General features: G+C 74.6%; 28 protein-coding genes and 1 riboswitch. Of the genes, 17 read left to right on the top strand and 11 right to left on the bottom strand.

Going from position 1 to position 26662, the window contains the following annotated elements; all coding sequences use genetic code 11:
- The first annotated feature begins 50 nt into the window (after window positions 1-50).
- The 7 genes from def (at window position 51) to GEV43_RS49090 (ending at window position 5372) form a co-directional block, all read left to right on the top strand.
- Window positions 51-596 carry a peptide deformylase gene (gene def, locus GEV43_RS01390; protein ID WP_160819154.1) on the top strand — a complete coding sequence of 182 codons (546 nt, stop codon included), beginning with the start codon at window positions 51-53 and terminating at the stop codon, window positions 594-596.
- The gene (fmt, locus tag GEV43_RS01385) at window positions 597-1532 is read left to right on the top strand and encodes a methionyl-tRNA formyltransferase (protein ID WP_160819153.1); all 936 of its coding nucleotides are present in this window, start codon (window positions 597-599) and stop codon (window positions 1530-1532) included.
- Window positions 1532-2971 (top strand): RsmB/NOP family class I SAM-dependent RNA methyltransferase, encoded by a 1440-nt coding sequence (locus tag GEV43_RS01380; protein WP_160819152.1) that lies wholly within the window; start codon window positions 1532-1534, stop codon window positions 2969-2971. Before fmt ends, GEV43_RS01380 begins: the two co-directional genes overlap by 1 nt.
- A gap of 138 nt (window positions 2972-3109) precedes the next feature.
- Complete coding sequence (locus GEV43_RS01375) at window positions 3110-4057, top strand: phosphatase PAP2 family protein (protein WP_160819151.1); 948 nt, start codon at window positions 3110-3112, stop codon at window positions 4055-4057.
- 12 nt (window positions 4058-4069) lie between these two features.
- The gene (gene rpe / locus GEV43_RS01370; protein ID WP_160819150.1) at window positions 4070-4732 is read left to right on the top strand and encodes a ribulose-phosphate 3-epimerase; all 663 of its coding nucleotides are present in this window, start codon (window positions 4070-4072) and stop codon (window positions 4730-4732) included.
- Window positions 4729-5037, top strand: a complete 309-nt coding sequence (locus tag GEV43_RS49095; protein WP_241684121.1) for a hypothetical protein — start codon at window positions 4729-4731, stop codon at window positions 5035-5037. Before rpe ends, GEV43_RS49095 begins: the two co-directional genes overlap by 4 nt.
- Entirely contained in the window at window positions 4947-5372 is a 426-nt protein-coding gene (locus GEV43_RS49090; protein WP_309239991.1) for an HAD-IA family hydrolase, read from the top strand. The genes GEV43_RS49095 and GEV43_RS49090 overlap by 91 nt, the downstream gene beginning before the upstream one ends.
- A 67-nt stretch (window positions 5373-5439) precedes the next feature.
- Here GEV43_RS49090 and GEV43_RS01360 read toward each other — a convergent pair whose 3' ends face one another.
- From GEV43_RS01360 to GEV43_RS01350, 3 genes are all read right to left on the bottom strand, one after another.
- Window positions 5440-5916, bottom strand: a complete 477-nt coding sequence (locus GEV43_RS01360; protein ID WP_160819149.1) for an SRPBCC family protein — start codon at window positions 5914-5916, stop codon at window positions 5440-5442.
- A 51-nt stretch (window positions 5917-5967) separates the two neighbouring features.
- Complete coding sequence (locus GEV43_RS01355; protein ID WP_160819148.1) at window positions 5968-6555, bottom strand: TetR/AcrR family transcriptional regulator; 588 nt, start codon at window positions 6553-6555, stop codon at window positions 5968-5970.
- A gap of 80 nt (window positions 6556-6635) precedes the next feature.
- Window positions 6636-7046, bottom strand: coding sequence for a DoxX family protein (locus GEV43_RS01350; protein WP_160819147.1), 411 nt, complete (start codon window positions 7044-7046; stop codon window positions 6636-6638).
- Between the two features lie 198 nt (window positions 7047-7244).
- Window positions 7245-7375: riboswitch (FMN riboswitch) on the top strand.
- A gap of 81 nt (window positions 7376-7456) precedes the next feature.
- Here GEV43_RS01350 and GEV43_RS01345 point away from each other — a divergent pair.
- The 4 genes from GEV43_RS01345 to ribH are packed head-to-tail and all read left to right on the top strand — an operon-like array spanning window position 7457 to window position 10426.
- On the top strand, window positions 7457-8065 hold the full coding sequence (locus GEV43_RS01345) for a riboflavin synthase (protein ID WP_160819146.1): 609 nt from the start codon (window positions 7457-7459) through the stop codon (window positions 8063-8065).
- Window positions 8065-8712 (top strand): nicotinamide mononucleotide transporter family protein, encoded by a 648-nt coding sequence (locus tag GEV43_RS01340; RefSeq protein ID WP_160819145.1) that lies wholly within the window; start codon window positions 8065-8067, stop codon window positions 8710-8712. Before GEV43_RS01345 ends, GEV43_RS01340 begins: the two co-directional genes overlap by 1 nt.
- The gene (locus tag GEV43_RS01335; RefSeq protein ID WP_160819144.1) at window positions 8709-9950 is read left to right on the top strand and encodes a bifunctional 3,4-dihydroxy-2-butanone-4-phosphate synthase/GTP cyclohydrolase II; all 1242 of its coding nucleotides are present in this window, start codon (window positions 8709-8711) and stop codon (window positions 9948-9950) included. Before GEV43_RS01340 ends, GEV43_RS01335 begins: the two co-directional genes overlap by 4 nt.
- Entirely contained in the window at window positions 9947-10426 is a 480-nt protein-coding gene (gene ribH, locus GEV43_RS01330; protein ID WP_160819143.1) for a 6,7-dimethyl-8-ribityllumazine synthase, read from the top strand. The genes GEV43_RS01335 and ribH overlap by 4 nt, the downstream gene beginning before the upstream one ends.
- Here the strand turns inward: ribH and GEV43_RS46735 are convergent.
- A complete protein-coding gene (locus GEV43_RS46735) occupies window positions 10423-11484 on the bottom strand; it encodes an SseB family protein (protein ID WP_164717127.1) in 1062 nt (353 codons plus the stop codon). The genes ribH and GEV43_RS46735 overlap by 4 nt on opposite strands.
- 866 nt (window positions 11485-12350) lie before the next feature.
- On the opposite strand from GEV43_RS46735, the gene hisG reads away from it, so the two are divergent.
- Together hisG and GEV43_RS01315 are read left to right on the top strand one after the other, a co-directional pair.
- Window positions 12351-13226 (top strand): ATP phosphoribosyltransferase, encoded by an 876-nt coding sequence (gene hisG / locus GEV43_RS01320; protein ID WP_160819142.1) that lies wholly within the window; start codon window positions 12351-12353, stop codon window positions 13224-13226.
- Window positions 13219-13665 (top strand): PH domain-containing protein, encoded by a 447-nt coding sequence (locus GEV43_RS01315; protein WP_241682732.1) that lies wholly within the window; start codon window positions 13219-13221, stop codon window positions 13663-13665. Before hisG ends, GEV43_RS01315 begins: the two co-directional genes overlap by 8 nt.
- Window positions 13666-13704: 39 nt before the next feature.
- Here GEV43_RS01315 and GEV43_RS01310 read toward each other — a convergent pair whose 3' ends face one another.
- The 7 genes from GEV43_RS01310 to GEV43_RS01280 all read right to left on the bottom strand — a co-directional run bounded on the left by GEV43_RS01310 (window position 13705) and on the right by GEV43_RS01280 (window position 23325).
- On the bottom strand, window positions 13705-17568 hold the full coding sequence (locus tag GEV43_RS01310) for a S8 family serine peptidase (RefSeq protein ID WP_160819141.1): 3864 nt from the start codon (window positions 17566-17568) through the stop codon (window positions 13705-13707).
- A 46-nt stretch (window positions 17569-17614) separates the two neighbouring features.
- Window positions 17615-18439 carry an alpha/beta fold hydrolase gene (locus GEV43_RS01305; RefSeq protein ID WP_241682731.1) on the bottom strand — a complete coding sequence of 275 codons (825 nt, stop codon included), beginning with the start codon at window positions 18437-18439 and terminating at the stop codon, window positions 17615-17617.
- Between the two features lie 120 nt (window positions 18440-18559).
- Window positions 18560-18919, bottom strand: coding sequence for a hypothetical protein (locus GEV43_RS01300; protein WP_160819140.1), 360 nt, complete (start codon window positions 18917-18919; stop codon window positions 18560-18562).
- Window positions 18919-19848, bottom strand: coding sequence for a D-alanyl-D-alanine carboxypeptidase family protein (locus tag GEV43_RS01295; protein WP_160819139.1), 930 nt, complete (start codon window positions 19846-19848; stop codon window positions 18919-18921). The genes GEV43_RS01300 and GEV43_RS01295 overlap by 1 nt, the downstream gene beginning before the upstream one ends.
- Window positions 19849-19949: 101 nt before the next feature.
- On the bottom strand, window positions 19950-20585 hold the full coding sequence (locus GEV43_RS01290) for a hypothetical protein (protein ID WP_160819138.1): 636 nt from the start codon (window positions 20583-20585) through the stop codon (window positions 19950-19952).
- 1 nt (window position 20586) lies between these two features.
- Window positions 20587-22008 (bottom strand): selenium-binding protein SBP56-related protein, encoded by a 1422-nt coding sequence (locus GEV43_RS01285; protein WP_160819137.1) that lies wholly within the window; start codon window positions 22006-22008, stop codon window positions 20587-20589.
- Between the two features lie 9 nt (window positions 22009-22017).
- Complete coding sequence (locus GEV43_RS01280; RefSeq protein WP_160819136.1) at window positions 22018-23325, bottom strand: sulfite oxidase; 1308 nt, start codon at window positions 23323-23325, stop codon at window positions 22018-22020.
- Between the two features lie 131 nt (window positions 23326-23456).
- Here GEV43_RS01280 and GEV43_RS01275 point away from each other — a divergent pair, with 131 nt between their 5' ends.
- Genes GEV43_RS01275 through GEV43_RS01265 form a run of 4 tightly spaced genes read left to right on the top strand, consistent with a single transcriptional unit; the run spans window position 23457 to window position 26653 of the window.
- Window positions 23457-24341: a MoxR family ATPase gene (locus tag GEV43_RS01275; protein ID WP_309239381.1), complete on the top strand. Its 885-nt coding sequence runs from the start codon at window positions 23457-23459 to the stop codon at window positions 24339-24341.
- Between the two features lie 2 nt (window positions 24342-24343).
- Entirely contained in the window at window positions 24344-24772 is a 429-nt protein-coding gene (locus tag GEV43_RS49085; RefSeq protein WP_241682730.1) for a hypothetical protein, read from the top strand.
- A complete protein-coding gene (locus tag GEV43_RS01270) occupies window positions 24709-25506 on the top strand; it encodes a VWA domain-containing protein (RefSeq protein ID WP_309239380.1) in 798 nt (265 codons plus the stop codon). Before GEV43_RS49085 ends, GEV43_RS01270 begins: the two co-directional genes overlap by 64 nt.
- Window positions 25499-26653: an XdhC family protein gene (locus GEV43_RS01265; RefSeq protein ID WP_160819135.1), complete on the top strand. Its 1155-nt coding sequence runs from the start codon at window positions 25499-25501 to the stop codon at window positions 26651-26653. The genes GEV43_RS01270 and GEV43_RS01265 overlap by 8 nt, the downstream gene beginning before the upstream one ends.
- Window positions 26654-26662: the final 9 nt, after the last annotated feature.

The raw sequence follows: 26662 nt of genomic DNA, 5'->3' as shown, positions 1-26662 counted from the left end.
AGTTCCGCCCGGCAGAGCGGGATCGATCAGGAGAACGAACGGAGTCCTCGTTGGCCGTCAAGCCCATCCGCCTCTTCGGCGACCCCGTGCTGCGCACCGCGGCCGAGCCCGTCAAGGACTTCGACAAGGAACTGCGGCAGCTCGTCAAGGACCTCACCGACACGATGATCGACGCGCCGGGGGCGGGGCTCGCCGCGCCGCAGCTCGGCGTGGGCCTGCGGGTGTTCACCTACTACGTCGACGACCGGCTCGGCCACGTCGTCAACCCCACCCTCGACCTGTCGGACGAGCGGGAGACCGACGACGAGGGCTGCCTCTCGCTGCCGGGCCTGGCGTTCCCCACGCCGCGCGCCGTACGGGCCGTCGCCAAGGGCTTCAACATGCACGGCGAGCCGATCACGCTGGAGGGCACGCACCTGCTCGCGCGCTGCGTCCAGCACGAGACCGACCACCTGGACGGCATCATCTTCATCGACCGGATGGACCCCGAGCAGCGCAAGGCCGCGATGAAGGCGATCCGCGAGGCCGAGTGGTTCGGCGACCCCGCGCCCGTGGTCAAGGAGTCGCCGCACCGCACGTTCGGGAAGGCGCTTTAGATGAGGCTCGTCTTCGCGGGCACGCCCGAGACGTCCGTCCCGTCGCTGGAGGCGCTGCTGGCGTCCTCGCACGAGGTCGCGGCCGTCGTCACCCGGCCCGACGCGCCCGCGGGGCGGGGCCGCAGGCTCGCCGCCAGCCCCGTCGCCGAGCGCGCGGCCGAGGCCGGGGTCGAGGTCCTCAAGCCCGCCAAGGCCCGCGACCCCGAGTTCCTCGACCGGCTCCGCGCGATCGCCCCCGACTGCTGCCCCGTCGTCGCGTACGGGGCGCTGCTGCCCCGCGAGGCGCTCGACATCCCCGCGCACGGCTGGGTCAACCTGCACTTCTCGCTGCTGCCCGCCTGGCGCGGCGCGGCGCCCGTGCAGCGCGCGATCCTGCACGGCGACGACGTGACGGGCGCCGCGACGTTCCAGATCGAGGAGGGCCTCGACACCGGCCCGGTCTACGGCGTGCTGACCGAGCCGATCCTCCCGACCGACACCACCGGCGACCTGCTCGGGCGGCTCGCCGTCGCGGGCGCCTCGCTGCTCGTCGACACGATGAACGGCATCGAGGAGGGCGTGCTGGAGGCCCGCCCGCAGCCGCAGGAGGGCGTGTCGCACGCCGCCAAGCTGACGCCGGACGACGCGCGCGTCGACTGGCAGGCGCCGGCGCGGCACGTCGACCGGCTGGTCCGCGCCTGCACGCCCGCGCCGGGCGCGTGGACGATGTTCCGGGACGTCCGCGTCAAGCTCGGCCCCGTGCGCCTCGCCGAGGGCGAGCCGCCGTCCGGAGAGCTGTCACCGGGGGAGATCCGGGCCGGGAAGGGCGAGGTGCTCGTCGGCACCGCCTCCCAGCCCGTCGCGCTGGGCGAGGTCCAGCCGCAGGGCAAGCGCCGCATGGCCGCCGCCGACTGGGTCCGCGGCCTCGACCTCACCGGTAAGGACGCGCTGCACTGATGCCGCCCACCTCCAGACGCCGCGGCGACCACCGCAACCGCAGGCCCGGCGGGCCGCGCAACACCGGACGACCCCAGGACCTCGTCCGCCGCACGGCGTTCGACGTGATCCGGGCGGTGGAGACCCGCGACGCGTACGCGAACCTGCTGCTGCCGTCCCGGCTCCGCGACCGCGGCCTGACCGGGCGCGACGCGGCGCTCGCCACCGAGCTCACCTACGGCACGCTGCGCGGGCGCGGCACGTACGACGCGGTGCTCGCGCTGTGCAGCGACCGCGAGCTGCGCCGGATCGACGCGCCGCTGCTCGACGTGCTGCGGCTCGGCGCCCACCAGATCCTCGCCACCCGCATCCCGCCGCACGCCGCCGTCGGCACCGCCGTCGAGCTGGCCCGCTCGGTCAGCGGGCCGGGGCAGGCCAAGTTCGCCAACGCGGTGCTCCGCAAGGTCACCACCCGCGACCTGGACGGCTGGCTCGCCATCGTCGCGCCGGGCGACGCCGACGAGACCACCCGCCTGTCGATCGCGCACAGCCACCCGAAGTGGATCGTCTCCGCGATGCGCGACGCGCTCGGCCCCGACCGGGACGAGATCGCCGGCCTGCTCGCCGCCGACAACGCCCGTCCCCGCGTCACCCTCGTCGCCCGTCCCGGCCGCGCCGCGCTGGAGGAGCTGTACGAGGCGGGCGCCGAACCCGCGCCGTACTCGCCGTACGCCGCCGTCCTGCCCGACGGCGACCCGGCGGCCGTCGCCGCGGTCCGCGACGGACGCGCCGCCGTGCAGGACGAGGCCAGCCAGCTCGTCGCCCTCGCCCTCGCCGCCGCGCCCCTGGACGGCGCCGACGCGCGATGGGCCGACCTGTGCGCGGGCCCCGGCGGCAAGGCGGGGCTGCTGTCGGCCGTCGCGACCGAACGGGGCGCGCGGCTCCTCGCCGCCGACGTCCAGCCGCACCGCGCCGGGCTCGTCGGCCGCGCCGTGGACGGCCGCGCGGGCGTGGTCGTCGCGGACGGGACCGCCCCGGCGTGGCGGCCCGGATCGTTCGACCGGATCCTGCTCGACGTGCCCTGCACGGGGCTCGGCGCGCTGCGCCGCCGCCCCGAGGCGCGCTGGCGGCGCGGCCCGCAGGCCGTCGCGGAGCTCGGTCCGCTCCAGCGCTCGCTGCTGGCGTCGGCGCTCGACGCGGTCCGTCCCGGCGGCGTCGTCGCGTACGTCACGTGCTCGCCGCACCTCGCCGAGACGCGCGTCGTGGTGGACGACGTCCTGCACGACCGCGAGCGCGGCGGCGACCGGGACGGCGGCCGCGTCGAACGGCTCGACGCGCCGTCCGCGCTGAGGACGGTCGCGCCGGGGCTGAGCGGGGTGGGCGACGGCCCGTACGCGCAGTTCTGGCCGCACCGGCACGGCACCGACGCGATGTTCCTGGCGCTGCTCCGCAAGGCGTGACGTCCCGCACGGGACACCGCGCGGCAGGGGGCGCGCCCGCGCGCCGGGGAACCTTTACGTGTCGCGCGAACGTCCTCCGGATGTCCGCTCAGTAGCCTCGAACGTCCTGCTGGGAAACGCTCACCCGTGGAGTGCCCCGTGCTCACCGGCCTCATGCACGCGCTGTCGTTCGTCGGGAGCGCGGGCTTCTACCTGCCGCTCCTGGTGGTCGTGTTCTGGTGCGTGAGCCCCCGCGCCGGGGCCAGGCTCGGGGTCGTGCTCGTGCTCGGGGCCGCGCTCAACACGGTGCTGAAGCTGGCGTTCCACGCGCCCCGGCCGTACTGGACGGACCCGTCCGTCACCGGGCGGGAGCCGATCGAGTCGTTCGGGATGCCGTCCGGCCACGCGCAGAACGCCGCGGTCGTGTGGGGGTTCGCCGCGACGCTGACGCGGCGGCGGGTTTTGTGGGCGGGCGCGGCGGCGCTGGTCGTGCTGATCGGGGCGTCCCGCGTGTACCTCGGCGTCCACTCGGCCGGGCAGGTGCTGGCGGGCTGGGCGATCGGCGCGGTCGTGCTGGTCGCGGCGGTGGCGCTGGAGCCCGTGGTCGTCCCGGCGTGGCGGCGGGCGCCCCTCGCCGCGCAGCTCGCGATGGCGCTCGCGATCGCGCTCGCGTTCCTCGGCGGCGCGTGGGCGGCCGTGGACGCGCTCTCCGGGTGGACGTGGCCCGCGTCGTGGGCGCGCGCGGTCACGCTCGCGGGCGGGACGCCGCAGCCGGTCACGCTCGGCGACGCCGCCGGGGCCTCCGGCGGGCTGTTCGGCATCATCGCCGGGGTGTCGGTCCTCGCCCGGCGCGGCTGGTTCCGGCCCTCCGACGTCCTGTGGCGGCGGCTCGCGTGCCTGCCCGTCGGCGCCCTCGGGGCGTTCGCGCTCTACACGGCGGGGCTGTTCCTCGGCACCCGGCCCGTCCAGGCGTTCACCGTCCAGGCCCTGCTCGCGCTGTGGACGGCGGCGGGGGCGCCCGAGGCGTTCGTGCGGCTCCGGCTCGCCCGCCGGACCACCCGCGCGCTCACCCGGCCGGGTGAGGAACGCGTCGAGCTGCGGCAATAGACTCGGCACATCATGGCTTCTCCGCAGATCTCACCCAGCATCCTGTCCGCCGACTTCGCCCGGCTCGCGGACGACGTCGCGCTGATCGCCGACGCCGCCGACTGGGTGCACGTCGACGTCATGGACAACCACTTCGTGCCCAACCTGACGCTCGGGCTGCCCGTCGTCCAGGCGCTGCTGAAGCACAGCGCGCTGCCTCTGGACTGCCATCTGATGATCGAGGACCCCGACCGCTGGGCGCCGCAGTACGCGGAGGCCGGCGCGGGCAGCGTCACGATCCACGCCGAGGCCAGCAAGGCGCCGATCCGGACGCTGCGCACGATCCGCGCCGCCGGGGCCCGCGCCGGGCTCGGGATCAACCCGGCCACGCCCGTCGACCCGTACGAGGACCTCCTCGGCGAGATCGACATGCTGCTGCTGATGACGGTGGAGCCGGGCTTCGGGGGCCAGAGCTTCCTGGACGTCGTGCTGCCGAAGGTCCGCCGCGCCCGCGCGCTGATCGGCGAGCGCCCCGTCTGGCTCCAGGTGGACGGCGGGGTCAGCGCGGAGACCATCGAGCGGTGCGCCGAGGCGGGCGCCGACGTGTTCGTCGCGGGCAGCGCCGTGTACGGCGCGGACGACCCGGCCGAGGCCGTCCGCCGCCTCCGCGGCCAGGCCGAACGGGCCGCGGGGTGACGGCGCTGCCCTGCGCCGCCGTGCTGTTCGACACCGACGGCACCCTCGTCGACTCGACGCCGGTCGTGGAGCGGGCCGCCCGCGCGTGGGCGCCGCGGTACGGCATCGACCCCGAGGAGTACCTCGCCGGGGCGCACGGCCGCCGCACCAGCGACCGCGTCGCCGACTTCCTGCCCCCGAACGGGTCGCCGAGGCCACCGAGGAGCTCGACGCGCTGGAGGCCGCCGACACCGGCGGGATCATCGCGCTGCCGGGCGTCCAGGACCTGCTGCTGTCCATGGACGGCCTCGCGTGGGCGATCGTGACGTCCATGGACCGCGGCCAGTTCCAGGCGCGCACCGCCGCGGCGGGCATCCCGCTGCCCGAGGTCGTCGTCACCGCCGAGGACGTCACCGAGGGCAAGCCCGACCCGTCCGGCTACCTGCTCGCCGCGTCCCGCCTCGGCGTGGACCCCGCCGCGTGCGTCGTGGTGGAGGACGCGCCCGCCGGGATCGCGGCCGGGCACGCGGCGGGGGCGACGGTGCTGGCCGTGGCGACGAGCCACGCCGCGTCCGCCCTCACCGCCGCCGACCTCGTCGTCCCCGACCTCACCGCCGTCCGCGCCGAGCGCGGCGCACTGCGCGTCCGCTCCTCCACCTGACCCGCCGCCCAGGGCGCGCCCCCGCGCCGCCCCGGCCCCGCCGCGCGTGCGCGCGGGGCGCGGCGGGTCAGGCGGCCTCCAGGTGGGCCTTCAGGCGGGCGAGGGTCGTGGCGATGTGGGCCTTGTTGGCGCCGGGGCGGTCGAGGACGCCGGTGATCAGGATGGCGAACGGGATGAACCACACCGGCGCGCGGATCCAGCACGTCTCGGTGACGACGCAGCCGCCGTCCGGGGCGTCCTCCACCTCGTACTGCCAGCGGCAGATCGGCACCTTGAACGGGGTCGCGACCTCGTAGGCGAAGCGGCGGCGGTCCGGGTCGGCGTCGGTGACGCGGCACCTGGTGTACCAGAGGCGGCGGCCGTGGCGGTTGGCGCCGCGGAAGCGGGCGCCGACGGCGGCCCGGGTGGCCCCGCCGAGCCAGTCGGCCGCAACGGTCTCCTCCGCGAACTCGGCCATGCGCGGAGGATCGCAGAGCACGCCGTACGCGCGGTCTGGATCGACGTCGATCGTGATCGTTCCGGAGATGGGGTCTCTGAACCGCATGGCGCCTCCCGCTGATGTAATCAGCGATTACATCAGCGGACGGTGGCGCGGTCAATCCCCCTTGAACTCCGCGACCCCCATCCCGAACGTGTCCAGCACCCGGGCCGCGAGCGCCTCGGCCCGCTCGGCCGGGACGAACCCGTCCACGATCATCTGCGACAGCCCGTAGACCAGGGCGTGGCCGGCCAGGTGGACGATGGCCGGGTCACCCGGGCGCAGCTCGCCGGCGTCCTGCCCGGTGGCGATCGCGGCGGCGGCCAGCTCCTCGACCGCGTCCACGTGCGGCCTCAGCTCCTCGGGCGGGGCGCCGCTGTAGATCGTTCCGCGGATCAGCTCGAAGCGGTGCGGGTGCCGCGTGGCGTACCGGACGAAGCCGAGGCCGAACGCCCACATGGCGGGCCGGTCGGCGATCTCGGCGAGGGTGCGGCGCTGGTGCTGCCGGAAGTCGTCGAGCACGACCGCCGCCACCGCGTTCATCAGGGCCCCGCGGTCGGCGAAGTGGCGGAACGGCGCGCCGGGGGAGACGCCCGCCCGGCGCGCCGCCTCGCGGACGCTCAGCCGGTCGGGGCCGTTCTCGTCGAGCAGGTCGAGGGCGGCTTGGATGAGGGCGGCGCGCAGAGTGCCGTGGTGGTAGGCCACCCGTCGACACTAGCCGCGCCGCCGGGGCCGGGGGATGGCGGTCACCACGGGCTCCGGCGGCGCGGGGCGGGGGCGGCCGGTCAGGCGAACAGGGGGCCCACCAGGTTGAGGCCGGGGTGGCCGTCCGAGCCGTACAGGACGAACAGCGCCAGGGCGCCGCCGGCCAGGGACAGGTCCTTGAGGAACTGGAGCTGCTCCTGCTGGCGCGCCTCCGGACCGCCCTGCCGCCAGAAGTCGTGGAAGACGAACGCGGTGACGAGGAGGAACGGCACCAGCGCGAGCGCGGCCAGATCGGGCCAGACGCCGAGGATCAGCAGGACCGAGGCGACCGCGCAGTAGACGCCGGAGGCCCGCACGGCCAGGGCGGGCTGCGGCAGCTTCTTGCCGGCGGCGTAGCCGGCCATGGCCTCGGTGGCGGTGAGGTGGCCGACCGCGGCGCCGAGGAAGATGGCGGTGAACACGATGCGGGCGATGAGGGCGACGACGTCCATGACTGCCTCCGAGAAGCTGCCGTCCCGCGGCGCGGGGGGACGAATCCGGACGTACCCGCCCCGCAAGATCGTTGAACATTGAACGACAGGGCGCGGCATGGTAACCCGAGCGAGCGCTTGGTTGGCCAAATCCGGCCGTGGGCATCCTCACATGGGACCGGGAATGCGCGGCATGGCACACTGGTTGGCAAGCAGTGAACGCGTGCTCCGGGGTCGGTGAAATTCCGAACCGGCGGTGACAGTCCGCGACCCGGCCGAAGCCATCGGCCGGTTGACCCGGTGGAACTCCGGGACCGACGGTGAAAGTCCGGATGGGAGGCAGCGCGCTGTGCGCCCCCGCGCGTCGGGGGCGCTCTGTACGACCGCACGTCCCCCGGAGCCGTTCGCATCGAGCGAAGGAGGCCCGGGAGATGTTCACCGGCATCGTCGAGGAGCTCGGCGAGATCGAGGCGATCGAGCCCGACGGCGACTCGGTCAAGGTCAGGATCCGCGGCCCGGTCGTCAGCGGGGACGCCGCGCACGGCGCGTCGATCGCCGTCAACGGCGTCTGCCTCACGGTCGTGGACGTCGAGGACGGGTCGTTCACCGCCGACGCCGTCAAGGAGACCCTCGACAGGTCGAGCCTCGGCTCCCTCGCGGCGGGCTCCAAGGTCAACCTCGAACGCCCCGTACGGCTCCAGGACCGCCTCGGCGGCCACCTCGTGCAGGGCCACGTCGACGGCGTCGGCGAGATCCTCGCCCGCGACCCCGGCGAGCGGTGGGACGTCGTCACGGTGTCCCTGCCCGCGCACCTGAGCCGCTACGTGGTCGACAAGGGCTCCATCACCGTGGACGGCATCAGCCTCACGGTCGTGGAGGCCGGCGCCGACCGGTTCACCGTCGCGCTCATCCCGACCACCCTCGCCCTCACCACCCTCGGCCGCAAGAAGCCCGGCGACCCGGTCAACCTGGAGGTCGACGTCGTCGCCAAGTACGTCGAGCGCCTGATCGCCGACCGCACGGGCGCGGCGGCGAGCTGATGGGCTGGCTCGGGGCGGGCTTCTCGCTGTTCGGCGAGCACGTGCTGTGGACCGACCTCGTCGGCAACGCGCTGTCGCTCGCCGTCGTGGGGCTCGCCATGCGCAAGACCCTGTGGACGTGGCCGGTGCAGCTCGTCGGCGCGCTGCTCCTGCTGGCCGCGTCCGCGCACGCCCACGTCCCGGGCAACGCGTTCAAGCAGATCCTGTTCTGCGTGCTCGCCGCGTACGGCTGGATCATGTGGTCGCGCGGCAGGCGCGCGGAGCACGGCCTCCTCGTGCGGCGCGCGACCGCACGCGAGCGCGTGGTCCTGCTTCTGGCCCTCGCCGCCGGCACCGTCGTGGTCGCGCAGCTCTTCGTCCACCTGGAATGGCTGAAGGTCGCCTGGTCCCCCTGGGCGAACGCCTACATCTTCGTCGGCAGCGCGGTCGCGACGTTCGCGCAGAGCCGCGCGCTGGTCGAGTTCTGGATCCTGTGGGTCCTGGTCGACCTGGTCGGCGTCCCCCTGGCGTTCCAGTCCGGGCTGTACGTCTCCGGCGCCGTCTACGGCGCCTTCTTCGTCATGGTCATGTTCGGCTTCCGCGGCTGGCTGCGGGAGTCCCGGGCGCGCAACGTCCCAACCCCATCCGGCAAGGCGGTGACCACATGAGTGGCAACGACGCGGAAGCGAACGACAGCGGGATCTTCGATCCCATCGAGGAGGCGGTCGCCGACATCGCGGCCGGGCGGCCCGTCGTCGTGGTCGACGACGAGGACCGCGAGAACGAGGGCGACATCATCTTCGCCGCCGCGAAGGCGACCCCCGAGCTCCTCACCTTCACGATCCGCTACACCAGCGGCGTGATCTGCGTCCCGATGGAGGGCGCCGACCTCGACCGGCTGCACATCCCCCTGATGACCGCGCAGAACACCGAGCGGATGCGCACCGCGTACACGGTCAGCGTGGACGCCCGCGACGGCGTCAGCACCGGGATCTCCGCGGCCGACCGGGCGGCGACGATCCGCACGCTCTGCGACTCGGCGACCGAGCCGTACGAGCTCGTCCGGCCCGGCCACATCTTCCCCCTGCGCTACCACGAGGGCGGCGTGCTGCGCCGCCGCGGCCACACCGAGGCCGCCGTCGACCTCGCCCGCCTCGCCGGCCTGCACCCCTCCGGCGTCCTCGCCGAGGTCGTCAACGAGGACGGCACCATGGCCCGGCTGCCCGAGCTCCAGGTGTTCGCCAAGGAGCACGGCCTCAAGCTGGTCTCGATCGAGCAGCTCGTCGCGTACCGCAAGCGCGTCGAGCCGATGGTGGAACGCGTCGTGGAGACCCGCCTGCCCAACCGCTACGGGATGTGGCGCGCCGTGGGCTTCTCCAGCGCGATCGACGGCGGCGAGCACGTGGCGCTCGTCCTCGGCGACCTCGGCGACGGCGAGGACGTCCTCGTCCGGGCGCACTCGGAGTGCCTCACCGGCGACGTCCTGCACTCCGAGCGCTGCGACTGCGGCACCCAGCTCGACGCGGCCATGGAGCGGATCGCCGCCGAGGGCCGCGGCGTGATCCTCTACCTGCGCGGCCACGAGGGCCGCGGCATCGGCCTGCTCGCGAAGCTCCGCGCGTACGCCCTCCAGGACACCGGCTCCGACACCGTCGACGCCAACCTCGAACTCGGGCTCCCCGCCGACGCGCGCGAGTACTCCAACGCCGCGCACATGCTGCGCGACCTCGGGGTGCGCTCCGTCCGCGTCCTCACCAACAACCCGGCCAAGCTGAGCGGCCTGGACGGCTTCGGCATCGGCGTCCTCGGCAGGGTGGAGATGCCCACCGTCGTCACCGAGCACAACCGCCGCTACCTGACGGTCAAGCGCGACCGCCTCGGGCACCGGATCGGGGGACTGTCATGAGCGGGGCCGGACGCCCGGAGGACCGCACCGTCGACGCCTCCGGCCTCACCCTCGGCGTCGTCTGCACCCGCTGGCACGGGCGGATCACCGACCGGCTCCTCGAACGCGCCCTCGACGCCGCGAAGGCGTGCGGGATCGACGACCCGGTGACCGTCCGCGTCGCGGGCGCGCTGGAGCTCCCGGTCGTCGCGCAGCAGCTCGCCCGCGACCTCGACGCGGTCGTGTGCCTCGGCGCCGTCATCCGCGGCGCCACCGCGCACTTCGACTACGTCTGCGACTCGGTCACCGCCGGCGTCACCCGGGTCTCGCTCGACGAGGCGACCCCGGTCGGCAACGGCGTCCTGACCTGCGACGACGAGGCGCAGGCCCTCGACCGCGCGGGCCTGCCCGACAGCCACGAGGACAAGGGCTGGGAGGCCACCGTCGCCGCCCTCGACACCGCCCTCACCCTCGCCCGCCTCCGCACCGCGCCCTAACCGCCCAGCTCCACCGCGTGGGACCGCCCCGGATCCAGCACGACGACACGGCCGCCGGGCAGCGCGTCCATCAGGTCGTGCCCGGTCGCGGTGGTCCAGGGAACGTCCCCTTCTGCCGTCAGCAACGCCAGGCGGGAGCTGAAGACGCGCCGTCGGCGGTCTGCCCCGGCCACGTGGTAGACCGCCGCGTCGCGGAACCGCTCCAGAAGCGAGCCGAGGCCGCGTTCACCACGGAAGTGCTCCCGCGCGGCGGTCAGGAGGGGGACATCGACCGTGTGCAGATCGATGTACGGGACGAGCGGCCCTTTCTCGTCGATATACAGGGCCGCCCCTTCCGGCGCTTTTTCGGCGAGCCCCGCCATGGAGATGGGCAGCCACGCCGAAAAGCCGTCCTCCGCCGTCAAGTCGAGCGAGAGCGGCCCCCCGGTCGAAACGGCCAGCATGACGGCGTCCTCAAGGTCCCACTGCACCGGCTCGCCGTCGGCGCGTCCCGGGACCATGAGCTGCGGAGCGTCGGCCAACGCCTCCACCATGGCCAGCCGCCGTCGACGTAGCCGGGCGATCTCCCGGCGCCAGGTCCGCGGGCCCTCGCCGACGTCCCGTTCCCGCTGCTCCCGTGGTACCTCCTCCTCGAACCCCGCCAGGCTGTCGTGCTTGCCCTCCGCCAATTCGAAGCGCACGCCCCGGTCTCCCGGATAGGGCAACCGATGATCGAAGCCGCCTCTGTCGATATCGCGGGGAATGACGTCGGGAAACGCGGCGCAGTAATAGGTGAAGCCTATATCGAAGAGATCTTGACTGTTGTCAGGGTCGCAGTCCGGATTCCCAATCAACCGTAGGCGGGCACAGGAGTCGCATATCCGCGCGGGCGGTATAACGGTGATCATCATCGTCCCTTGAAGTGTTCGTCGATGAACCGGCCGATGGCCATGGCGATCGGCCGGGGAGGCGGCGTTCATCCGCCACTCGGCGAACCCCTCCGCGATGTTCTGCCGCCAGTTCCGCGCACAGGCGTGGATCCGCCAGGATGCGCTGGCCGATCCGGTGGCCGAATTCATGGAAGAACGTTCCTCGGGCGGTCATCCCTTTGGGGACCGTCCAGCCCGCCTCAGACCGCTCCGTGGCGAGCGCGTCGGTCGCCGCCTTGTCGGCGAAGCGGTGCCGGCTGAGGTAGAGCCCTTGCGGTAGGCGCCCTTTCCCGTCGTTGATCGAGTACCCCATGACGTCGAGAGGATCCGATGGGCTGTGTTCACCCGGACGCCGAAACGGCTCGCGATCTCCTGGGCTCGTGCCTCGATGTCCCGGAGGGAGGCGAGCGCCCGGGGGTGAACCGCGGGGTTTCCGGGCCGTCGCCGTGGCCGGTCTCGCCGTGCTCCGCGGGTTCCGGTGGGCGTGCTTCGGCGGGCGTTCCAGGGCGTGCGCCTTCGCTCGGCGGGGGGACCCGTGGCGGTGCGCTCGGGGCCTCGGCGGCGAGGCGGCTGACGCGGTCGAACGCGTCGAGGAAGCCGGAGCGGGCATCGCGGTGGTGTGAGGCGAGGCCCGTGAACAGGGCGTCGGCGGCGGCCCCGGGGAGGCTTGCGTCCTCGTGGACGTCGAGTACCGGCCACATGATGATCAGATGAGAGGGCCGTTCGGTGTGTTGGGGCGTTTGCGGGAATTGCCGGAAGTGGTCAACTGGACGGGGAGGACGGGCTCCGGGGGCGGGGGCGGAGCGGGGCGGGGGAGCGCGTAGGATTCTCGGGTGGCCGTCACCGGACGGCGGAGATCATCGATGAGGGATGGGAGGCGACTGTGGCCGGACTCGACGCGGCACTGACCCTGCGAGGTCCGCGGCATCACGGTCACGCCGGGCATGCTCCGGAGCATCTGGGCTTCTGAGCCGCCCCGGACGTCCCGTACGCACATCCCATCGAAAGGTTCCTCCGTGCTGTCTCTCGTCCTGCCCAAGGGTTCGCTGGAGAAGGCGACCACGCAGCTCTTCGACGCCGCCGACCTGACCGTCCGGCGCGCGTCCGACCGCGACTACCGGGCGTCCATCGACGACCCGCGCATCGACCGGGTCCGCGTGCTGCGGCCCCAGGAGATCCCCACGTATCTGGAGCAGGGGCTCTTCGACCTCGGGATCACCGGCCGCGACTGGATCACCGAGACCGACGCCGACGTGGTCAGCCTCGGCGAGCTCCAGTACTCCAAGGCGACGTCCAACCCGGTGCGGGTCATCATGGCCGTGCCGAACGACGCGCCCTGGGAGAAGGTGTCCGACCTGCCCGAGGGCGTGCGGATCTCGACCGAGTTCCCCGCGATGACCGAGCGGTTCCTGGAGCGGCACGGCGTCAAGGCCAAGGTCGTCCCGTCGTACGGGGCGACGGAGGCGAAGGTCCCCGACATCGTCGACGCGATCGTCGACCTGACCGAGACCGGCTCGTCGCTGCGCAAGAACGGCCTGCGCATCCTCGACACGCTGCTCACCAGCTACACCGAGCTGGTCGCCAACCGCGAGGCGTACGAGAACGCCGACAAGCGCGCCGCGATGGAGGACATCGCGCTGCTGCTCCAGGGCGCGATCCGCGCGCGGGGCAACGTGCTGCTCAAGCTGAACGTCGCGCAGGCCGACCTGCGGGCCGTGCTCGACATCATGCCGTCGATGTCGTCGCCCACGGTGACGTCGCTGGCGGGCGGCGAGCACAACGCGGTGGAGTCCGTGGTCGCCAAGCGGGGCGTCAACACGCTGATCCCCGCGCTGAAGGCGGCCGGGGCGCACGACATCCTCGAGATCCCCATCTCCAAGATCGTTGACTGAGCCCCCGGCGCTTCCGGTGGTGTGGCGCCCGCGCACCACGCGGACCGTCGCCTACGCGACGGCGGGCGTGATCGTGGTCGGCATGGCCGTGCTCGCCGTCGTGGTGGCGCCCCAGTTCAAGCTGTTCGACCGGGTGCTGATGGTCGCGTTCGGGCTGGCCGTCGCGTGGGTGCTGCACATGCTGGCGCGCTGCCGCGTGGCCGCCGACCGGGAGGGGATCACGGTCGTCAACGCGTTCCGCACCCGCCGGTTCGCCTGGCCCGAGGTCGTGGACGTGTCGATGACCGTGGGCGAGCCGTGGCCCACCCTCGACCTCGCCGACGGCACGTCCCTCGGCGCCATGGGCATCAACGGAGCCGAGCGCGAGCTGTCGGCCCGGCAGCTCGGCGAGCTCCAGGTCCTCGTCCGCGAGCACGGCGAGGCCGCGGAACGCGCCTGACCGGAGCGCCCGCCCCCTTGCCGGGGCGGGCGTTCCCGGTCACGGGGCCCGGGTGGTGAAGGCCTTCGTGATCGTCTGGTCGACGGTGTTGCCGTCGGCGTCCGCGGCCTGGACGCGCAGGTGGACGGTCGAGTGCGACGCGTCGGGCGCGGCGAGGTTCAGCGCGGCGGTGTAGGTGCCGTCGGGGTTCGCGGTGGCCGTGACCGTCTGCCAGAGCGTCCCGTTGTACGAGAACGAGATCCGCGCCGACGTGAGCGCTGGAGCGGGCGCGCCCGGCTGGTGGTGGGCGCCGATCGTGACGGGCAGGCGGGCGGGGGCGGTCGCGCGGCCGTTCAGGTCGAGCGGGATGTCGTAGTCGAGCAGGACGGCGGGGGCGGCCTCGCAGTCGCCGCTGCCGGCCGTTCCCCAGACGCCGCAGATGTAGCCCGCCGGGACGTTCTGGCCGGTCGGGCGCTCGGAGTCGAAGCCCCACGTGGTGTCGACCTTGTAGCCCTCGAAACCGGGCAGGTCCGAGTCGTACACCAGGCGGAACGCGTAGCGGCCCCGCCCCTGCGGGACGTCGTAGACCGTCATCGGGCCCTGCGCGCGGGACGGCACGGCGGTCCCGTCGCGGGTCAGGGAGCTGGTGACGACCCGGCCGTCCGGCCACTGGCCGATGTCGCCGACGACGGGCCCGTTGTACTCGTCGTGCCCGTCGCCGGACACCAGGTGCGGGGCCGGGTAGAGGGTGTCGCCGCGCCGGGCCAGGAACAGCGGCGTCGGGCCGGGCCCGCCCTGCGCGACGGTGTCGGGCTCGGCGGTGCGGGCGAGCTGCCCGAGGCGGAACGGCGCGCGTCCCCGCGTCTCGCGCCGCCGGCCCGGCTCGGTGAAGCGGTCCCAGCGCGACCAGGGCGCGGAGCCCTCGGGCAGGACGGCGCGCTGCCAGCGCAGGTCCGGGTCGGCGGGGTAGTACTCGGTGCGCCGCACCGGCCCCCAGAAGCCGTAGCCGACGGTGTACGGGTCGAAGTAGGCGTCCGCCGGGGCGACCATGTTGGCCTGCCGGAAGAGCCCGGTGCCCGAGGACGGGTACGACGTGTCGATCGCGACGACGTTGTCGGCGCGCAGGCTGATGCTCGGGTCGGACGGCACCTGCCCCTTCCAGAACTTCGCCGCGTTGTAGACGTACGGCGAGCGCGGCGCGCTGTCGAGCGTCACCTGCGCCGGCGCCGAGCCGATCGCCTGGAGCAGGCGGAGCCCGTCCGCCCGCGTCACGCCGGTGACCGGCAGGGACACGCCGCCCGCGAGGCCGTCTCGGGCGGTCTCGTAGCCGTCGCGGGAGTCGAACACGACCGCGCCCTTCGCCCCGGCGTCCGCGAGGCGCCGCCCGAGGTCGGCCGCCGCCGCGGCGTCGCCGGTCGGCCGCTGGACGACCGCCACGCTGCCCCGGACGGGGGCCTTCGCCAGCTCCGCCGCGCTCCCGTCGCCCGCCGCGACCATCGTGACCTGGCTCTTGCCCGCCGGGAACATCTCCAGCTTCGGCAGCCCGTGCTCGGGCCCCTCCCGGTCGATGTCCTGGTAGCGGGCCTCGGCGCGGACCTGCCCGGTCTCGAAGATCGCCTGCGGCCGGACGAGCTGCGTCTGGAGCCCGAGCGCGAACGAGCCGTTCGTCACCTGCGGCGTCGGCAGCACGTACACCTCGGCCGGGTCGGCGTTCGACTCGGTGATCTCGTAGCGGCGGCCGTCGCCCGCGACGCGGTGCCAGGCGTCCGTGACGACCGCCTCCTGGCCGGGCTCGGGCGCGCTGACCGTGACCGGGTCCATCGCCCGCACGTCGAACGTCACGGTCGTGTCGCCCGCGACGCGCACCTCGGGCTGGACGGCGAGCAGCCGCTTCGGGACCATCCCGTCGCGGGCGGGCTCGTTGGTGGCGGGCCCCATCAGGCTGAACGCGTACGCGCCCTCGGGGAGGGTGAGGGCGCCGCCGCCGTTCAGGGTGTACGTGGCCCAGTCGACGAGCGGGTCGTCGAGCGAGAAGACGGTGAGCGTCTCGTCCTGGCCGAGCCGCTGGCCCGCGCCGTCCACCGCGTTGAACGTGACCGTCCGGTCGGGGCCGGACTTGCGGAGCCCGGCGGCGGTCCGCACCGTCCGCCCGCCGCCGGTCGCGGTGACCCGGCCCGCGTACAGGCCGCGCGGGCCGGCGGTGACGGTCAGGCTCGCCTGCGCGCTGCCGCCCGCCGGGACGGTGAGGGACCCGGTGGACAGGCGCACGTCGCCCGAGGGCAGCGGCGCGCCGTCCGGCCCGGTGAACGACGCCGACAGGTCCAGCGTCACGGGGGCCGCGCCGGTGTTGGCGTAGGTCAGCGTCTTGGTGAGCGCCTCCGGGCCGTCCGCCGCCGAACGGCCGAAGTCGAGCGCGGCGGGGCTCGCGAGGACGGTCTGCTCGATCGCCTTGTCGACCTGGATCCGCCCGGCGCCGGTCTCGTAGGCGTTGCGGCCGATGTCCTTGGACGACCCGACGAGTGCGGCCTTGATCTGCGCCGCCGTCCAGCCGGGGCGGCGCTGCCTCATGATGGCGGCGGCCCCGGCGACGTGCGGCGTCGCCATGGACGTGCCGTTCATCGAGGTGTAGTTCGCGTCGACCGGGGTGCCCGCCGAGGTCCCCTCGGCGCGGGCGGCGACGATGCCGACGCCGGGCGCGGACACGTCGGGCTTCACGCCGTCGTCCCTGCGGCGCGGCCCCCGCGACGAGAACCACGCCAGCTTGTCGGACTTGTCGACCGCCCCGACCGTCAGCGCGGACGCCGCGGTGCCGGGCGAGTCCAGCGTGCGCGGGCCGTCCTCGCCCTCGTTGCCCGCCGCGACGACGAACAGGCTGCCGGTGGACGCCGACAGCTCGTCCACCGTCTGCTCCATGAGCCGCGCGGCGGCCGTCCCCTCGGGCGTGCCGAGGCTCATGCTCACCACGTCGGCGTGCCGGTCCTGCGCGGCCCACCGCATCCCGGCGATCGCGTCGGAGGTCAGGCCCGTCCCGTTCGCGCCGAGGACCTTCCCGGCGATCAGCTTCGCGCCCGGCGCGACGCCCTTGCGGGCGGGCGTGCCGCCGAGGCCCTGGCCGAGCGCGGTCGCGGCGACGTGCGTGCCGTGGCCGTTGTGGTCGAGGATGTCGTCCTCGCCCGCCACGAAGCTGCGGGTGTTCTCGTCGATCGGGTCGGCGAGCGTGCCGTCGATGTCGGGGTGCGCCTGGATCCCGGTGTCCAGCACGGCGATCCTGACGCCGGTCCCGTCGTACCCGGCCTGCCACGCGGTCGGGGCGCCGATCTGCGGGACGCTCTGGTCGAGCGTCGCGCGCACCCGGGCGTCCAGGATCAGCCGCCGGGCGCCCGCCCGCAGCGTCCCGTGCGCGACGAGCCCCGACCAGGCGGCCCCGCGCTCGCCGCGGTCCACGCGGAACGCGACGGCGTCCAGGCCGTCCAGCACCCGGGCGGGCCGTCCGCCCGGCAGGCCGGTGGCGCGCGCCTTCAGGGCGCCCGCCGTGGCGTCGCGGCCCTTCGCCCGGTAGTCGACGATCACGGGCAGCGGCGTGGCGGTGTCGCCGTACCCCTCGGAGACGAGCCGCGAGACGTTGAACAGCTCCCGGTCCACGGCGCCCGAGGCGACGAGCCGCTGCGCGTCGCTCGGGACGACGTAGACGTCCGAGCCCGTCCGGGTCACCCGGTAGCCGATCCCGGGACGGCTCCGCTCGACGACCGCGCCGCCGCGCGCCGCCCCGTACCGGACGACGTCCCCGGTGATCAGGGCGACGCCGCGCCCGCCCGCGGTCGGCGCGGCGGCGGCTCCGCCGGCCGGGGGCGCGGCGACCGCGCCGAGCGCGCCCGCCGCCAGGAGGGCCGCCGCGGTGAGGGCCTTGGTGCGTGAGAGGGTCACCCGGCGATCAAACCCGCGGGCGATCACGCGGGATATGGGCTCGCGATCAGAGTCGCGGCGCCGGTTGCGCAGTCGTCCGCAGGAAGCCGCCGACGACCTCGGCGAACAGGTCCGGACGGTCGTCGTGGGCCCAGTGGCCGCAACCGGGCAGCTCCCGCAGCACCGTGCCGGGCCTGCGCGCCGCCATCTCCCTCGCCATCGCCGTGGTCAGGACGGTCCCGTCCAGCCCGTGCACCAGCAGCGCCGGACAGGTGGACGCGAGCCAGTCGTCCCACCAGTCGCCCACCAGCGCCTCCTGCGAGGCGACCATGTCCTCGGCGTCGAACAGGAACCCCCAGCCGTCGTCGTACTCGACGGCGCTCTCCAGGAAGTAGCCCGCGTCCGGGACGTACCGCTCCACCTCGTCCCGCAGCGCCCGCAGCGTGGGCGCGCGCCGGGGCCAGCCCCGCACGTCCAGCACGGGGTGCGGGGCCTCGGGCGGCCGGTTGTACGCGCCGCCCTCCTCCACGACCAGCGTCCGGACCAGCTCCGGGTACCGCGCCGCGAGGCGGAACGCGGTGACCCCGCCCATCGAGTGCCCGAGGACGGCCGCGGGCCCGAGGCCGAGCGCGCGCATGAACGCCGCGGCGTCGTCGCGGTAGTCGTCGGGCCGGTAGGCGTCCGCCCGTTCGCTGTGCCCGTGCCCGCGCGGTTCGAGCGCGACGACCCGGTAGTCCGGCCCGAGCGCCGCCGCCAGCGGCGCGAACATCCGGGCCCGCCCGAAGTGCCCCGGCAGCGCCAGCACCGGCACGCCGTCCCCGCCGAAGTCCACGTAGGCGAGTCGCAGCCCCCGCACGTCCGCGTACTCCTCAACGGCCATCGCCATCGCCATCTCCCCGCTCCTCGTCTCTCGTCCCGGATTGCGTCACCGAGGAGTGAGGGTAACACTCGTTACCTTAAATGGTCATGCCGGAGCGAGGCCCGGGGCCGGGGGAGGGGGAAGCGAGCGGGGTCAGGCGGCGCGGTACTCGCTGCTGTCGCCGTCGGACCAGGTGATGGTGAAGGCGCCGGACTTGGGCGGCGCCGAGGCCGTTCCGGCGAACTTGGACGAGCCGCAGTCGATCGCGAAGCGGTACGGGGACGCCCCGGTGACGGTGCCCTTGCAGTCGAGGCTGCTCTTGAACGTGAGGGCGCCCTTGGCGTCCACCGTGAGGGTGGTGCCGCCGGAGCCCGCGGCGGCGCCCGCGCCGCTGCGCCAGGTGCCCGCGAACGGGTTGCCCTTCGGCCCGCCGTCGTCGCCACCGCCGCCGCAGCCGGTGAGGGCGGCCGCGGCGGCGAGCAGGGGAGCGGCGAGCGGGACGAGCGCGCGCATCAGTCGACGTTGGCGCCGGCGGGCACCGGCGGGACGCGCAGGATCTGGGCGGTCCGGGCGCCGAAGCCCCAGTTCAGCATCTTGGCGGCGTCGGTGAAGCGGACCTGCTCGGTGGTGGTTGAGCTGTTGAGCACGATGCCGGTCAGGGTGCGCTTGCCGCGCTTGGCGGCGAACATCAGCGAGTAGCCCGCCGCGTCGGTCGTGCCGGTCTTGATGCCGATCGCGCCCTTGTACGACCCGAGCAGCCGGTTGGTGTTGATCCAGGAGTACGCGTGGTGGCCGCCGCCCGCCTTGAGCTTGTAGGTGCGGCGCGCGACGACGGAGCGGAAGTCGGCGCGCTTCATCGCGTAGTGGCCGAGCTTGGCCTGGTCGCGGGCCGTGGACGACGTCGAGGTCGCGGACGGCCAGGGCAGCCCGTCGAAGTTGGCGTACTTGGTGCGGGTCATGCCGAGCGACTTGGCGGTCTTGTTCATCTTGGCGACGAACCCGCGCCAGCCCGGCCCGTAGACGTCGGCCAGCATGTAGGCGGCGTCGCAGCCGGAGGGGAGCATGAGGCCGTTGAGGAGCTGGCGGACGGTGAGCTTGTCGCCCGCCCGCAGCTTGGCCATGCTGCCGCCCTGGCGGACCGCGTAGTCGATGTACTTCTGCTTCACCGTGACCTTGCGGTCGAGCTTGCCCGAGCGCAGCACGACGATCGCGGTCATCACCTTGGTGATGCTGGCGATGGGGCGCCGGGTGTCGGCCGCGCGCGACCAGCGGTACTTCTTGGCGGTGCTGTCGAACAGGTAGGCCGACTTCGCCGCCACCCCGGACGGACCCGCCGCCGCCACCCGGGACGGACCCGCCGCCTCGGCCGTGCCGGGCACCGCGACGAGCGGCGCGGTCACCGCCGTGGCGATCACGCACGTCCAGCGCTTCGAAGACCTCATGGCTCGCCGTCCACCTTCCTGACGCGACGTTCCCGCGTGGGCAAGTTAAGGAGAGTGTCAGTTCCGCGGCGGCCGGGGCAAGCGTTTCCGGGTTTTCGTGATCAAGCGGTGAGGAGGGTCACGGCGCCCGCGCCGACGAGCGCGACGGCCCAGACGCGGTCGAGGTCGATCCACGCGCGCCGCAGGACGGCGAGGCCGACGATCTCGTACACGGCGACGGCGATCGCGCCCGCCACGGCGAACATCGCGAGGGTGTGCACGCCGGTGACGAAGACGCCGGCGGACAGGGCGTCGCCGGACGCGGACAGGTGGCCGAGGCGGTGCCCGTGGCGGGGCGCGGGGCCGGAGGCGAGGACGGGGAGCAGCATCAGCCCCGCGCCGTGCACCGACGACATCAGGAACGACCAGCCCGCGAGCTGCCACAGCGACAGCCGCATGCCGACCCACCGGAAGTGCCGCCGCGACAGCAGCCGCCACAGGCCGAAGCCCACCAGGACGGCGCCCCCGGCGATCGCGACCGCCTGGGTGGCGACCACCGAGCGGGTCAGCGACACCAGGACGGCCACGACGCCGACGGACGCCGCGTGCCCGGCGGCGATCGCCGGGAGCGACTGGAGGACGAGCGCCCGGCTGCGTTCCTGGAGGCCGCGCGCGACGGCGAACAGCCAGCCCATGCCGGGGTTCAGCCCGTGGAACGCGCCGAGGGCGACGAGCGCCGCGAGCGAGCCGTCCTTCACGTCACGGGTAGCAGTACGAGTCGGACGAGGCGTCGCCCCCTTGCAGGCGCGTCTGGTGCGGGCGCCGCCCGCGGAACGCGTCGCCGTGCGGGAAGAACCGCTCGTCGAACGCGAAGCCGTCCGGCCCCGAGTCGAGCTTGGCCATCCACGCGCCGACGCCGTCCGGGTAGAACTGGTCGTCCCACGCGCCGTACAGCGAGTTGGTCACGTAGACGCGGCGTCCGTCGCGGCTGACCTCGACCATCTGCGGCCCGCCCGCGAGCGGGACGCCGGGCGCGGCGGGGTGCGGCGTGCGGGCGACGATGCCGCCGATCCGCACCGACCCGGCCTCGACCGGGGCGAACGGGTCGGAGACGTCGTAGCGCTTCAGCTCGCCGGTGCCCCAGCACGAGACGTACAGCCACCGGTCGTCCACGGACAGGTCGATGTCGGTGACGAGCGGCGGGACCGCGCCGAACGGCGCGATGACGGGCGGCAGCGCGGACGCGTCGGCGGGCTCGGCCGGGATCGTGATGACCTTCGTCGCGGCCCACCCGCCGCCGCCGTCCCGGTCGCGGTGCCTGTCGCGGTGCCAGAGCCAGACCGACGCCGACAGGTCCTCGACGCTGACGACGACGCCCGCGAAGCCGTACTGCTTGGTCGGGTCGTGCGCGGGCCGCAGCTCCAGCGCCATCTGGTGCTCGTCGCCGAGGTCGACGGTCTGGACGTGCCGCCGCTTGCGCAGGTCCCAGAAGTGCAGCGCGTGGCCGTACCGGCGTCCGAGCAGCAGCTCGCCGACGACCCCGTCCTCGATCATCGAGGGCGTGCCCCACTCGGAGCTGACGAGCACGTCGTGCGCGATGTGCCACCACGCGTCGTAGGCGAGGTACTGCGGGCCGCGGTCGACCTCCCAGCGGCCGAGCACGTCGAACGAGGTGTGGTCGAGCAGCGCGATCCCGCCCGGCCCCTCCTCGCCGTCCGCGCCGCCGAGCGCCGTCACGTACAGGCCCTCGGGCCCGCAGTGGACGGTGTGCGGGCGCGAGTAGCCGGACCGCTTCGCCAGCTCGTCGGCCTCCACCGTCTTGACGAGCGCGGGCGCGGTGGGGTCGTCCTTGGTGTCGAAGACGTAGATCCGGGACGAGCGGAGGCCCGGGACGATCAGGTAGCGGCGCTCGACGTGCGGGTGCGGCGCGTACGGGCACAGGGCGCTGCTGCACGCGTTCCAGCCGAAGTGGTGCAGCTCGTCGCCGAGGTTGGGCAGCTCGGTCCAGCCGACGACGTCGCCGTAGGAGGCGGACCCGGGATCGACGTCCAGCACCGCGATCGCGTCGGGCGTCTCGGCCGCCCGGTCGAATGCGGCGACGTACGCCAGCTTCTCGGGGGGCGCCTCCGCGGCGTCGCGCGGGGAGGCGTAGAAGGTCGGGTCCGGCTTCCACAGTGCCATTGGGGGTCCTCACTTCACCGTGACGGGGTGGCGGGCGATCGCGCCGAAGAGGTAGCCGAGGGTGTTGTACGGGGCGGTGACCGGCTGGGTGGCGCCGGTGTCGTCGGTGGCGCGGGCGAGCAGCTCGTACCGGCCGGGCGCGGGCGGCCGCCACGGCAGCTCCCACCGCACCCAGCCCCGCGCCGGGTGCGGGCCGCGCGTGCGCGCGCGGTGCCAGGTCCGGCCGCCGTCCGCGCTGACCGCGACGGAGCGGACGCGTCCGCCGCCGGACCAGGACCGGCCGTGCAGGACGTGCGTCCGCCCGGCGGCGAGCGTGCCGTCCCAGGCCAGTTCGAACGCGCTCTTGACGTTCATCCGGGTGAGCGGCGCGGAGCCCTCGGGCGGGTGGTCGGGCCCGAACAGCCGGTAGAAGCGGGTGTTCCACGGCGAGAACAGCGGCCGGTCGGAGACCTGGACGTCGCCCACCCACTTGACGGACGCGATCCCGACCCACGACGGCACGACGAGGCGGACGGGGAAGCCGTGGTCGGGGGGCAGCGGCGCGCCGTTCATCTCGTACGCCAGCAGCACGTCCTTGAGCGCCTTGGCGACGGGGAGGGGACGCCGGACCCGGCCGAGGTTCTCGCCCTTGTCCACGTACTCAGCGTCGAGCCCGCGGGGCATGATGTCCACCGCTCGCGTGCTGAGACCGGCGCGTTCCAGGACGGTCGCGAGCCGTACGCCGCGCCAGTGCGCGACGCCGACCGCGCCGAGGCCCCACGCGGTGCCCGAGACCCGCTGCCCCTGCTGGCTGGTGTAGAGGCTGCGGCCGTTGCCCGTGCACTCGATGAACGCGGTGACGGTCTCGGCGCGCATGCCCAGCAGGTCCTCGTAGGAGAACTCGACCGGGCGGTCCTCGGTGGGGGAGCGGTGCAGGCCCGTTCCCCACAGCTTCAGCCGCCACGTGCGGACGTCGATGAGCGGCGTCGCGACGTGGTTGCGGACGAAGAACCGGTCGGCGGGCGTGACGTAGCCCTGCCCGCGCATCGCGTCCCACCGCGTCTCGGCGTTGGTGCCCTGCGGGATGAACAGTTCGGGCGGCAGCGGCTTCACGATCCCGGTGGCGGGTGCGGAGACGAGCGCGCCGGGCACGCCCGCGGCCGGGGGGACGCCCGCCGCGCGGGCGGCGCCGGTGAACGCCGCGCCGAGCCCCGCGCCGAGCCCCGCGCCGGCGGCGCCCGCCGAGAGCCGGAGCAGCCCCCGCCGGGACAGCCCCGCGCGCCACTGGCCGGCCCGGACGCTCTCGTAGGCGTCCTCGTCGGTGAGATCACGATCCATGACGACGATGCTGCTCAGCGCGACCAGAAAAGTCAACTTTCTCTACTGAATTAGACGGGAATGTCGCGAGCGCCGGATCTCCGCGGCGCGCGGCGTGGGAGACCCGCGTCCCGCTGAGTAGCCTGAGTGGCGTGGCGCACATCCCGGCGACCCCGGACGAGCTGGCCGAGCGGCTCGACCGGCACGCCTACCTCAGCGACGACGGACTCGCGACCGCCTGCTTCCTGGCGCTGCGGATGGGACGGCCGCTGTTCCTGGAGGGCGAGGCCGGCGTCGGCAAGACCGAGCTCGCCAAGACCCTCGCCCTGGTGCTCGGCGCGCCGCTGATCCGGCTCCAGTGCTACGAGGGCCTGGACGCCTCGCAGGCCCTCTACGACTGGGACTTCCCGCGCCAGCTCCTGCACCTGCGCGCCGCCGAGGCGGCCGGGGTCGCCGACGTCGCCCGGCTGGAGGGCGAGCTGTACGACCGCCGGTTCCTGCTCGCCCGGCCGCTGCTCCAGGCGCTGGAGACGGCGCCGAGCGTGCTGCTGGTGGACGAGGTCGACCGGGCCGACGACGAGTTCGAGGCGTTCCTGCTGGAGGTGCTGAGCGACTTCACGATCTCGGTGCCGGAGCTCGGCACGATCCGCGCCGAGCGGCCCCCCGTCGTCGTCGTGACGTCCAACCGCACCCGCGAGGTGCACGACGCGCTGAAGCGCCGCTGCCTCTACCACTGGCTGGAGCACCCGTCGTTCGACCGCGAGGTCGCCATCATCCGGCGGAGGCTCCCGGACGCGGCGGACCGCCTCGCCGGGCAGGTCGCCCGCGCCGCGCAGCGGCTGCGCACCGCCGACCTGCTGAAACCGCCCGGCGTCGCGGAGAGCCTGGACTGGACCGAGGCGCTCGTCGCGCTCGGCGTCCGCGACCTCGACCCCGACACCGCCGCCCGCACGCTCGGCACGGTGCTGAAGTACCGCGAGGACCAGCAGCGCGTGCTCGGCGGCGGCGTCCTGGACGCGCTGCTCAACGGGGGCTGAGCGTGGACGGCGAGCGGGACGCGACGGCGACGGTCGTCGGCTTCGCCCGCACGCTGCGCGCCGCGGGCGGCCCGGCCGACCCCGAGCGGGTCCAGGCGATGCTGGCCGCCCTCGACCACCTGGACGTCCTCGACCCCGTCCACGTGTACTGGGCCGGGCGCCTCACGCTCTGCGCCGACCCCGGCGACCTGCCACGCTACGACCGCTGCTTCGCCGCGTACTTCTCCGGCGCGACCGCGCGGCCCGGCCGGCGCCCCCGCCCGCCGTCGTCGTGCACCGCACCGCCGTGCCCGGCGCCCGGCCCCCGGACCCGGACGGCGACCGTGAGGCGCGGGAGCGGGCGGTCGCGACCGCGAGCGACGCGGAGGTGCTGCGCCACCGCGACGTCGCCCGCCTCGGCCCCGCCGAGCGCGCCGAGGTCCAACGGCTGATCGCGCTGCTCGACGCGTCCGCCGAGCCCCGCCGCTCGCGCCGGTTCGCGCCCGCCCGCGCCGGACGGCCCGACCCCGCGCGGACCGTCCGCGAGACGCTGCGGCGCGGCGGCGAGCCGTCCCCGCCGCGGTACCGCGCGCACCGCGACCGCCCGCGCCGGGTCGTCCTCATCGTGGACGTCAGCGGGTCGATGGGCCCGTACGCCGACGCGCTGCTGCGGTTCGCCCACGCCGCCGCCCGGTCCGGGGGACGCGCCACCGAGGTGTTCAGCGCCGGGACCCGGCTGACGCGGCTGACCCGCGAGCTGCGGTCGCGCGACCCCGACGCGGCGATGGCGGCGGCGTCCGCCGCTATCCCCGACTGGAGCGGCGGGACGCGCCTCGGCGAGGAGCTGAAGGAGTTCCTCGACCGGTTCGGGCAGCGCGGCCTCGCCCGCGGCGCCGTCGTCGTGATCGCCTCCGACGGGTGGGAGCGCGGTGACGCGCGGCTGCTCGGCGAGCAGATGGCGCGGCTGCGCCGGCTCGCGCACCGCGTCGTGTGGGCCAACCCGCACAAGGCGCGGCCCGGGTACGAGCCCCTCACCGCCGGGATGGCCGCCGCCCTGCCGCACGTGGACGACTTCACCTCCGGCCACAGCCTCGCCGCCCTCGAAGACCTGGCCCGCCTCGTCGGCGGACGGCGCGCCGCGCGCCGGGGCGGGCCCCGAACCTGGAAGGGAGACGCCGATGCGTGACGTCCTCGGCGACATCGCGGACTGGTACGCGGCGGGCGAGCCGTTCGCCCTGGCGACCGTCGTGCACACCTTCCGCAGCGCGCCGCGCCCGCCCGGCGCGGCGATGGCGGTGTCGGCGTCCGGGGAGGTGGCCGGCAGCGTGTCCGGCGGCTGCGTCGAGGGCGCGGTGTACGAGCTCGCGCGGTCGGTCATGGCGAGCGGCGAGCCGGCCGTCCAGCGGTACGGGGTGAGCGACGACGACGCGTTCGCGGTCGGCCTGACCTGCGGCGGGATCCTGGACGTGCTGGTCGAGCCGGTCGGGCCGGGAACGTTCCCCGAGTTCGCGGACGTCGCGGCGTCGATCGCGGCGCGCGAGCCCGTCGCGGTCGCGACCGTCGTCGCCGGGCCCGGCCGGATCGGGGCGCGCCGCGTCGTCTGGCCCGGCCGCGCGTCGGGGTCCCTCGCGCCCGGCGCGCCGTACGCGGCCCGGCTGGACGCGGCGGTGGACGACGACGCGCGCGGGATGCTCGCCCAGGGCGTCACCGGGCAGCGCCACTACGGGCCTGAGGGGGAGCGCCGCCTGGACGACCTCGCCGTGTTCGTGCACGCGTTCGCGCCGCCGCCCCGGCTGCTGGTCTTCGGCGCCATCGACTTCGCCGCCGCCGTCGCCCGCGTCGGCAAGTTCCTCGGCTACCACGTGACGGTGTGCGACGCGCGGCCGGTGTTCGCCACGTCCAAGCGGTTCCCGGACGCCGACGAGGTCGTGGTGAAGTGGCCGCACAAGTACCTGGACGAGGCGGTGTCCGGCGCGGGGGGCGGCTCCGGCATCGACGAGCGCACGGCGATCTGCGTCCTCACCCACGACCCGAAGTTCGACGTGCCGCTGCTGGAGGTCGCCCTGCGCACCGGCGCCGGGTACGTCGGCGCGATGGGCTCGCGCCGTACCCACGAGGACCGGCTGGCGCGGCTGCGCGAGGCGGGCCTCACCGAGGCCGAGCTCGCCCGGCTGCGGTCGCCGATCGGGCTGGACCTCGGCGCCCGCACGCCCGAGGAGACGGCGGTGTCGATCGCGGCCGAGCTCGTCCAGCTCCGCTGGGGCGGGTCGGGCCGGCCGCTCACCGACACCGGCGGCCGCATCCACGCCGAGGTCCGCGGCGACCGGCGGTGAGGCGGCTAC

Source organism: Actinomadura sp. J1-007 (genome assembly GCF_009793335.1).
Taxonomy (GTDB): domain Bacteria; phylum Actinomycetota; class Actinomycetes; order Streptosporangiales; family Streptosporangiaceae; genus Spirillospora; species Spirillospora yumaensis.
This window is presented reverse-complemented; position numbering and strand designations above follow the sequence as displayed.

Excerpts from the sequence above, each read along its gene's own strand:
- fmt (WP_160819153.1), top strand. The coding sequence starts at position 597 with ATGAGGCTCGTCTTCGCGGGCACGCCCGAGACGTCCGTCCCGTCGCTG.
- GEV43_RS01380 (WP_160819152.1), top strand. The coding sequence starts at position 1,532 with ATGCCGCCCACCTCCAGACGCCGCGGCGACCACCGCAACCGCAGGCCC.
- rpe (WP_160819150.1), top strand. The coding sequence starts at position 4,070 with ATGGCTTCTCCGCAGATCTCACCCAGCATCCTGTCCGCCGACTTCGCC.
- GEV43_RS01360 (WP_160819149.1), bottom strand. The coding sequence starts at position 5,916 with ATGCGGTTCAGAGACCCCATCTCCGGAACGATCACGATCGACGTCGAT.
- GEV43_RS01350 (WP_160819147.1), bottom strand. The coding sequence starts at position 7,046 with ATGGACGTCGTCGCCCTCATCGCCCGCATCGTGTTCACCGCCATCTTC.
- GEV43_RS01345 (WP_160819146.1), top strand. The coding sequence starts at position 7,457 with ATGTTCACCGGCATCGTCGAGGAGCTCGGCGAGATCGAGGCGATCGAG.
- GEV43_RS01340 (WP_160819145.1), top strand. The coding sequence starts at position 8,065 with ATGGGCTGGCTCGGGGCGGGCTTCTCGCTGTTCGGCGAGCACGTGCTG.
- GEV43_RS01335 (WP_160819144.1), top strand. The coding sequence starts at position 8,709 with ATGAGTGGCAACGACGCGGAAGCGAACGACAGCGGGATCTTCGATCCC.
- ribH (WP_160819143.1), top strand. The coding sequence starts at position 9,947 with ATGAGCGGGGCCGGACGCCCGGAGGACCGCACCGTCGACGCCTCCGGC.
- GEV43_RS46735 (WP_164717127.1), bottom strand. The coding sequence starts at position 11,484 with ATGAATTCGGCCACCGGATCGGCCAGCGCATCCTGGCGGATCCACGCC.
- GEV43_RS01305 (WP_241682731.1), bottom strand. The coding sequence starts at position 18,439 with ATGGCGATGGCGATGGCCGTTGAGGAGTACGCGGACGTGCGGGGGCTG.
- GEV43_RS01300 (WP_160819140.1), bottom strand. The coding sequence starts at position 18,919 with ATGCGCGCGCTCGTCCCGCTCGCCGCTCCCCTGCTCGCCGCCGCGGCC.
- GEV43_RS01295 (WP_160819139.1), bottom strand. The coding sequence starts at position 19,848 with ATGAGGTCTTCGAAGCGCTGGACGTGCGTGATCGCCACGGCGGTGACC.
- GEV43_RS01285 (WP_160819137.1), bottom strand. The coding sequence starts at position 22,008 with ATGGCACTGTGGAAGCCGGACCCGACCTTCTACGCCTCCCCGCGCGAC.
- GEV43_RS01280 (WP_160819136.1), bottom strand. The coding sequence starts at position 23,325 with ATGGATCGTGATCTCACCGACGAGGACGCCTACGAGAGCGTCCGGGCC.
- GEV43_RS01265 (WP_160819135.1), top strand. The coding sequence starts at position 25,499 with ATGCGTGACGTCCTCGGCGACATCGCGGACTGGTACGCGGCGGGCGAG.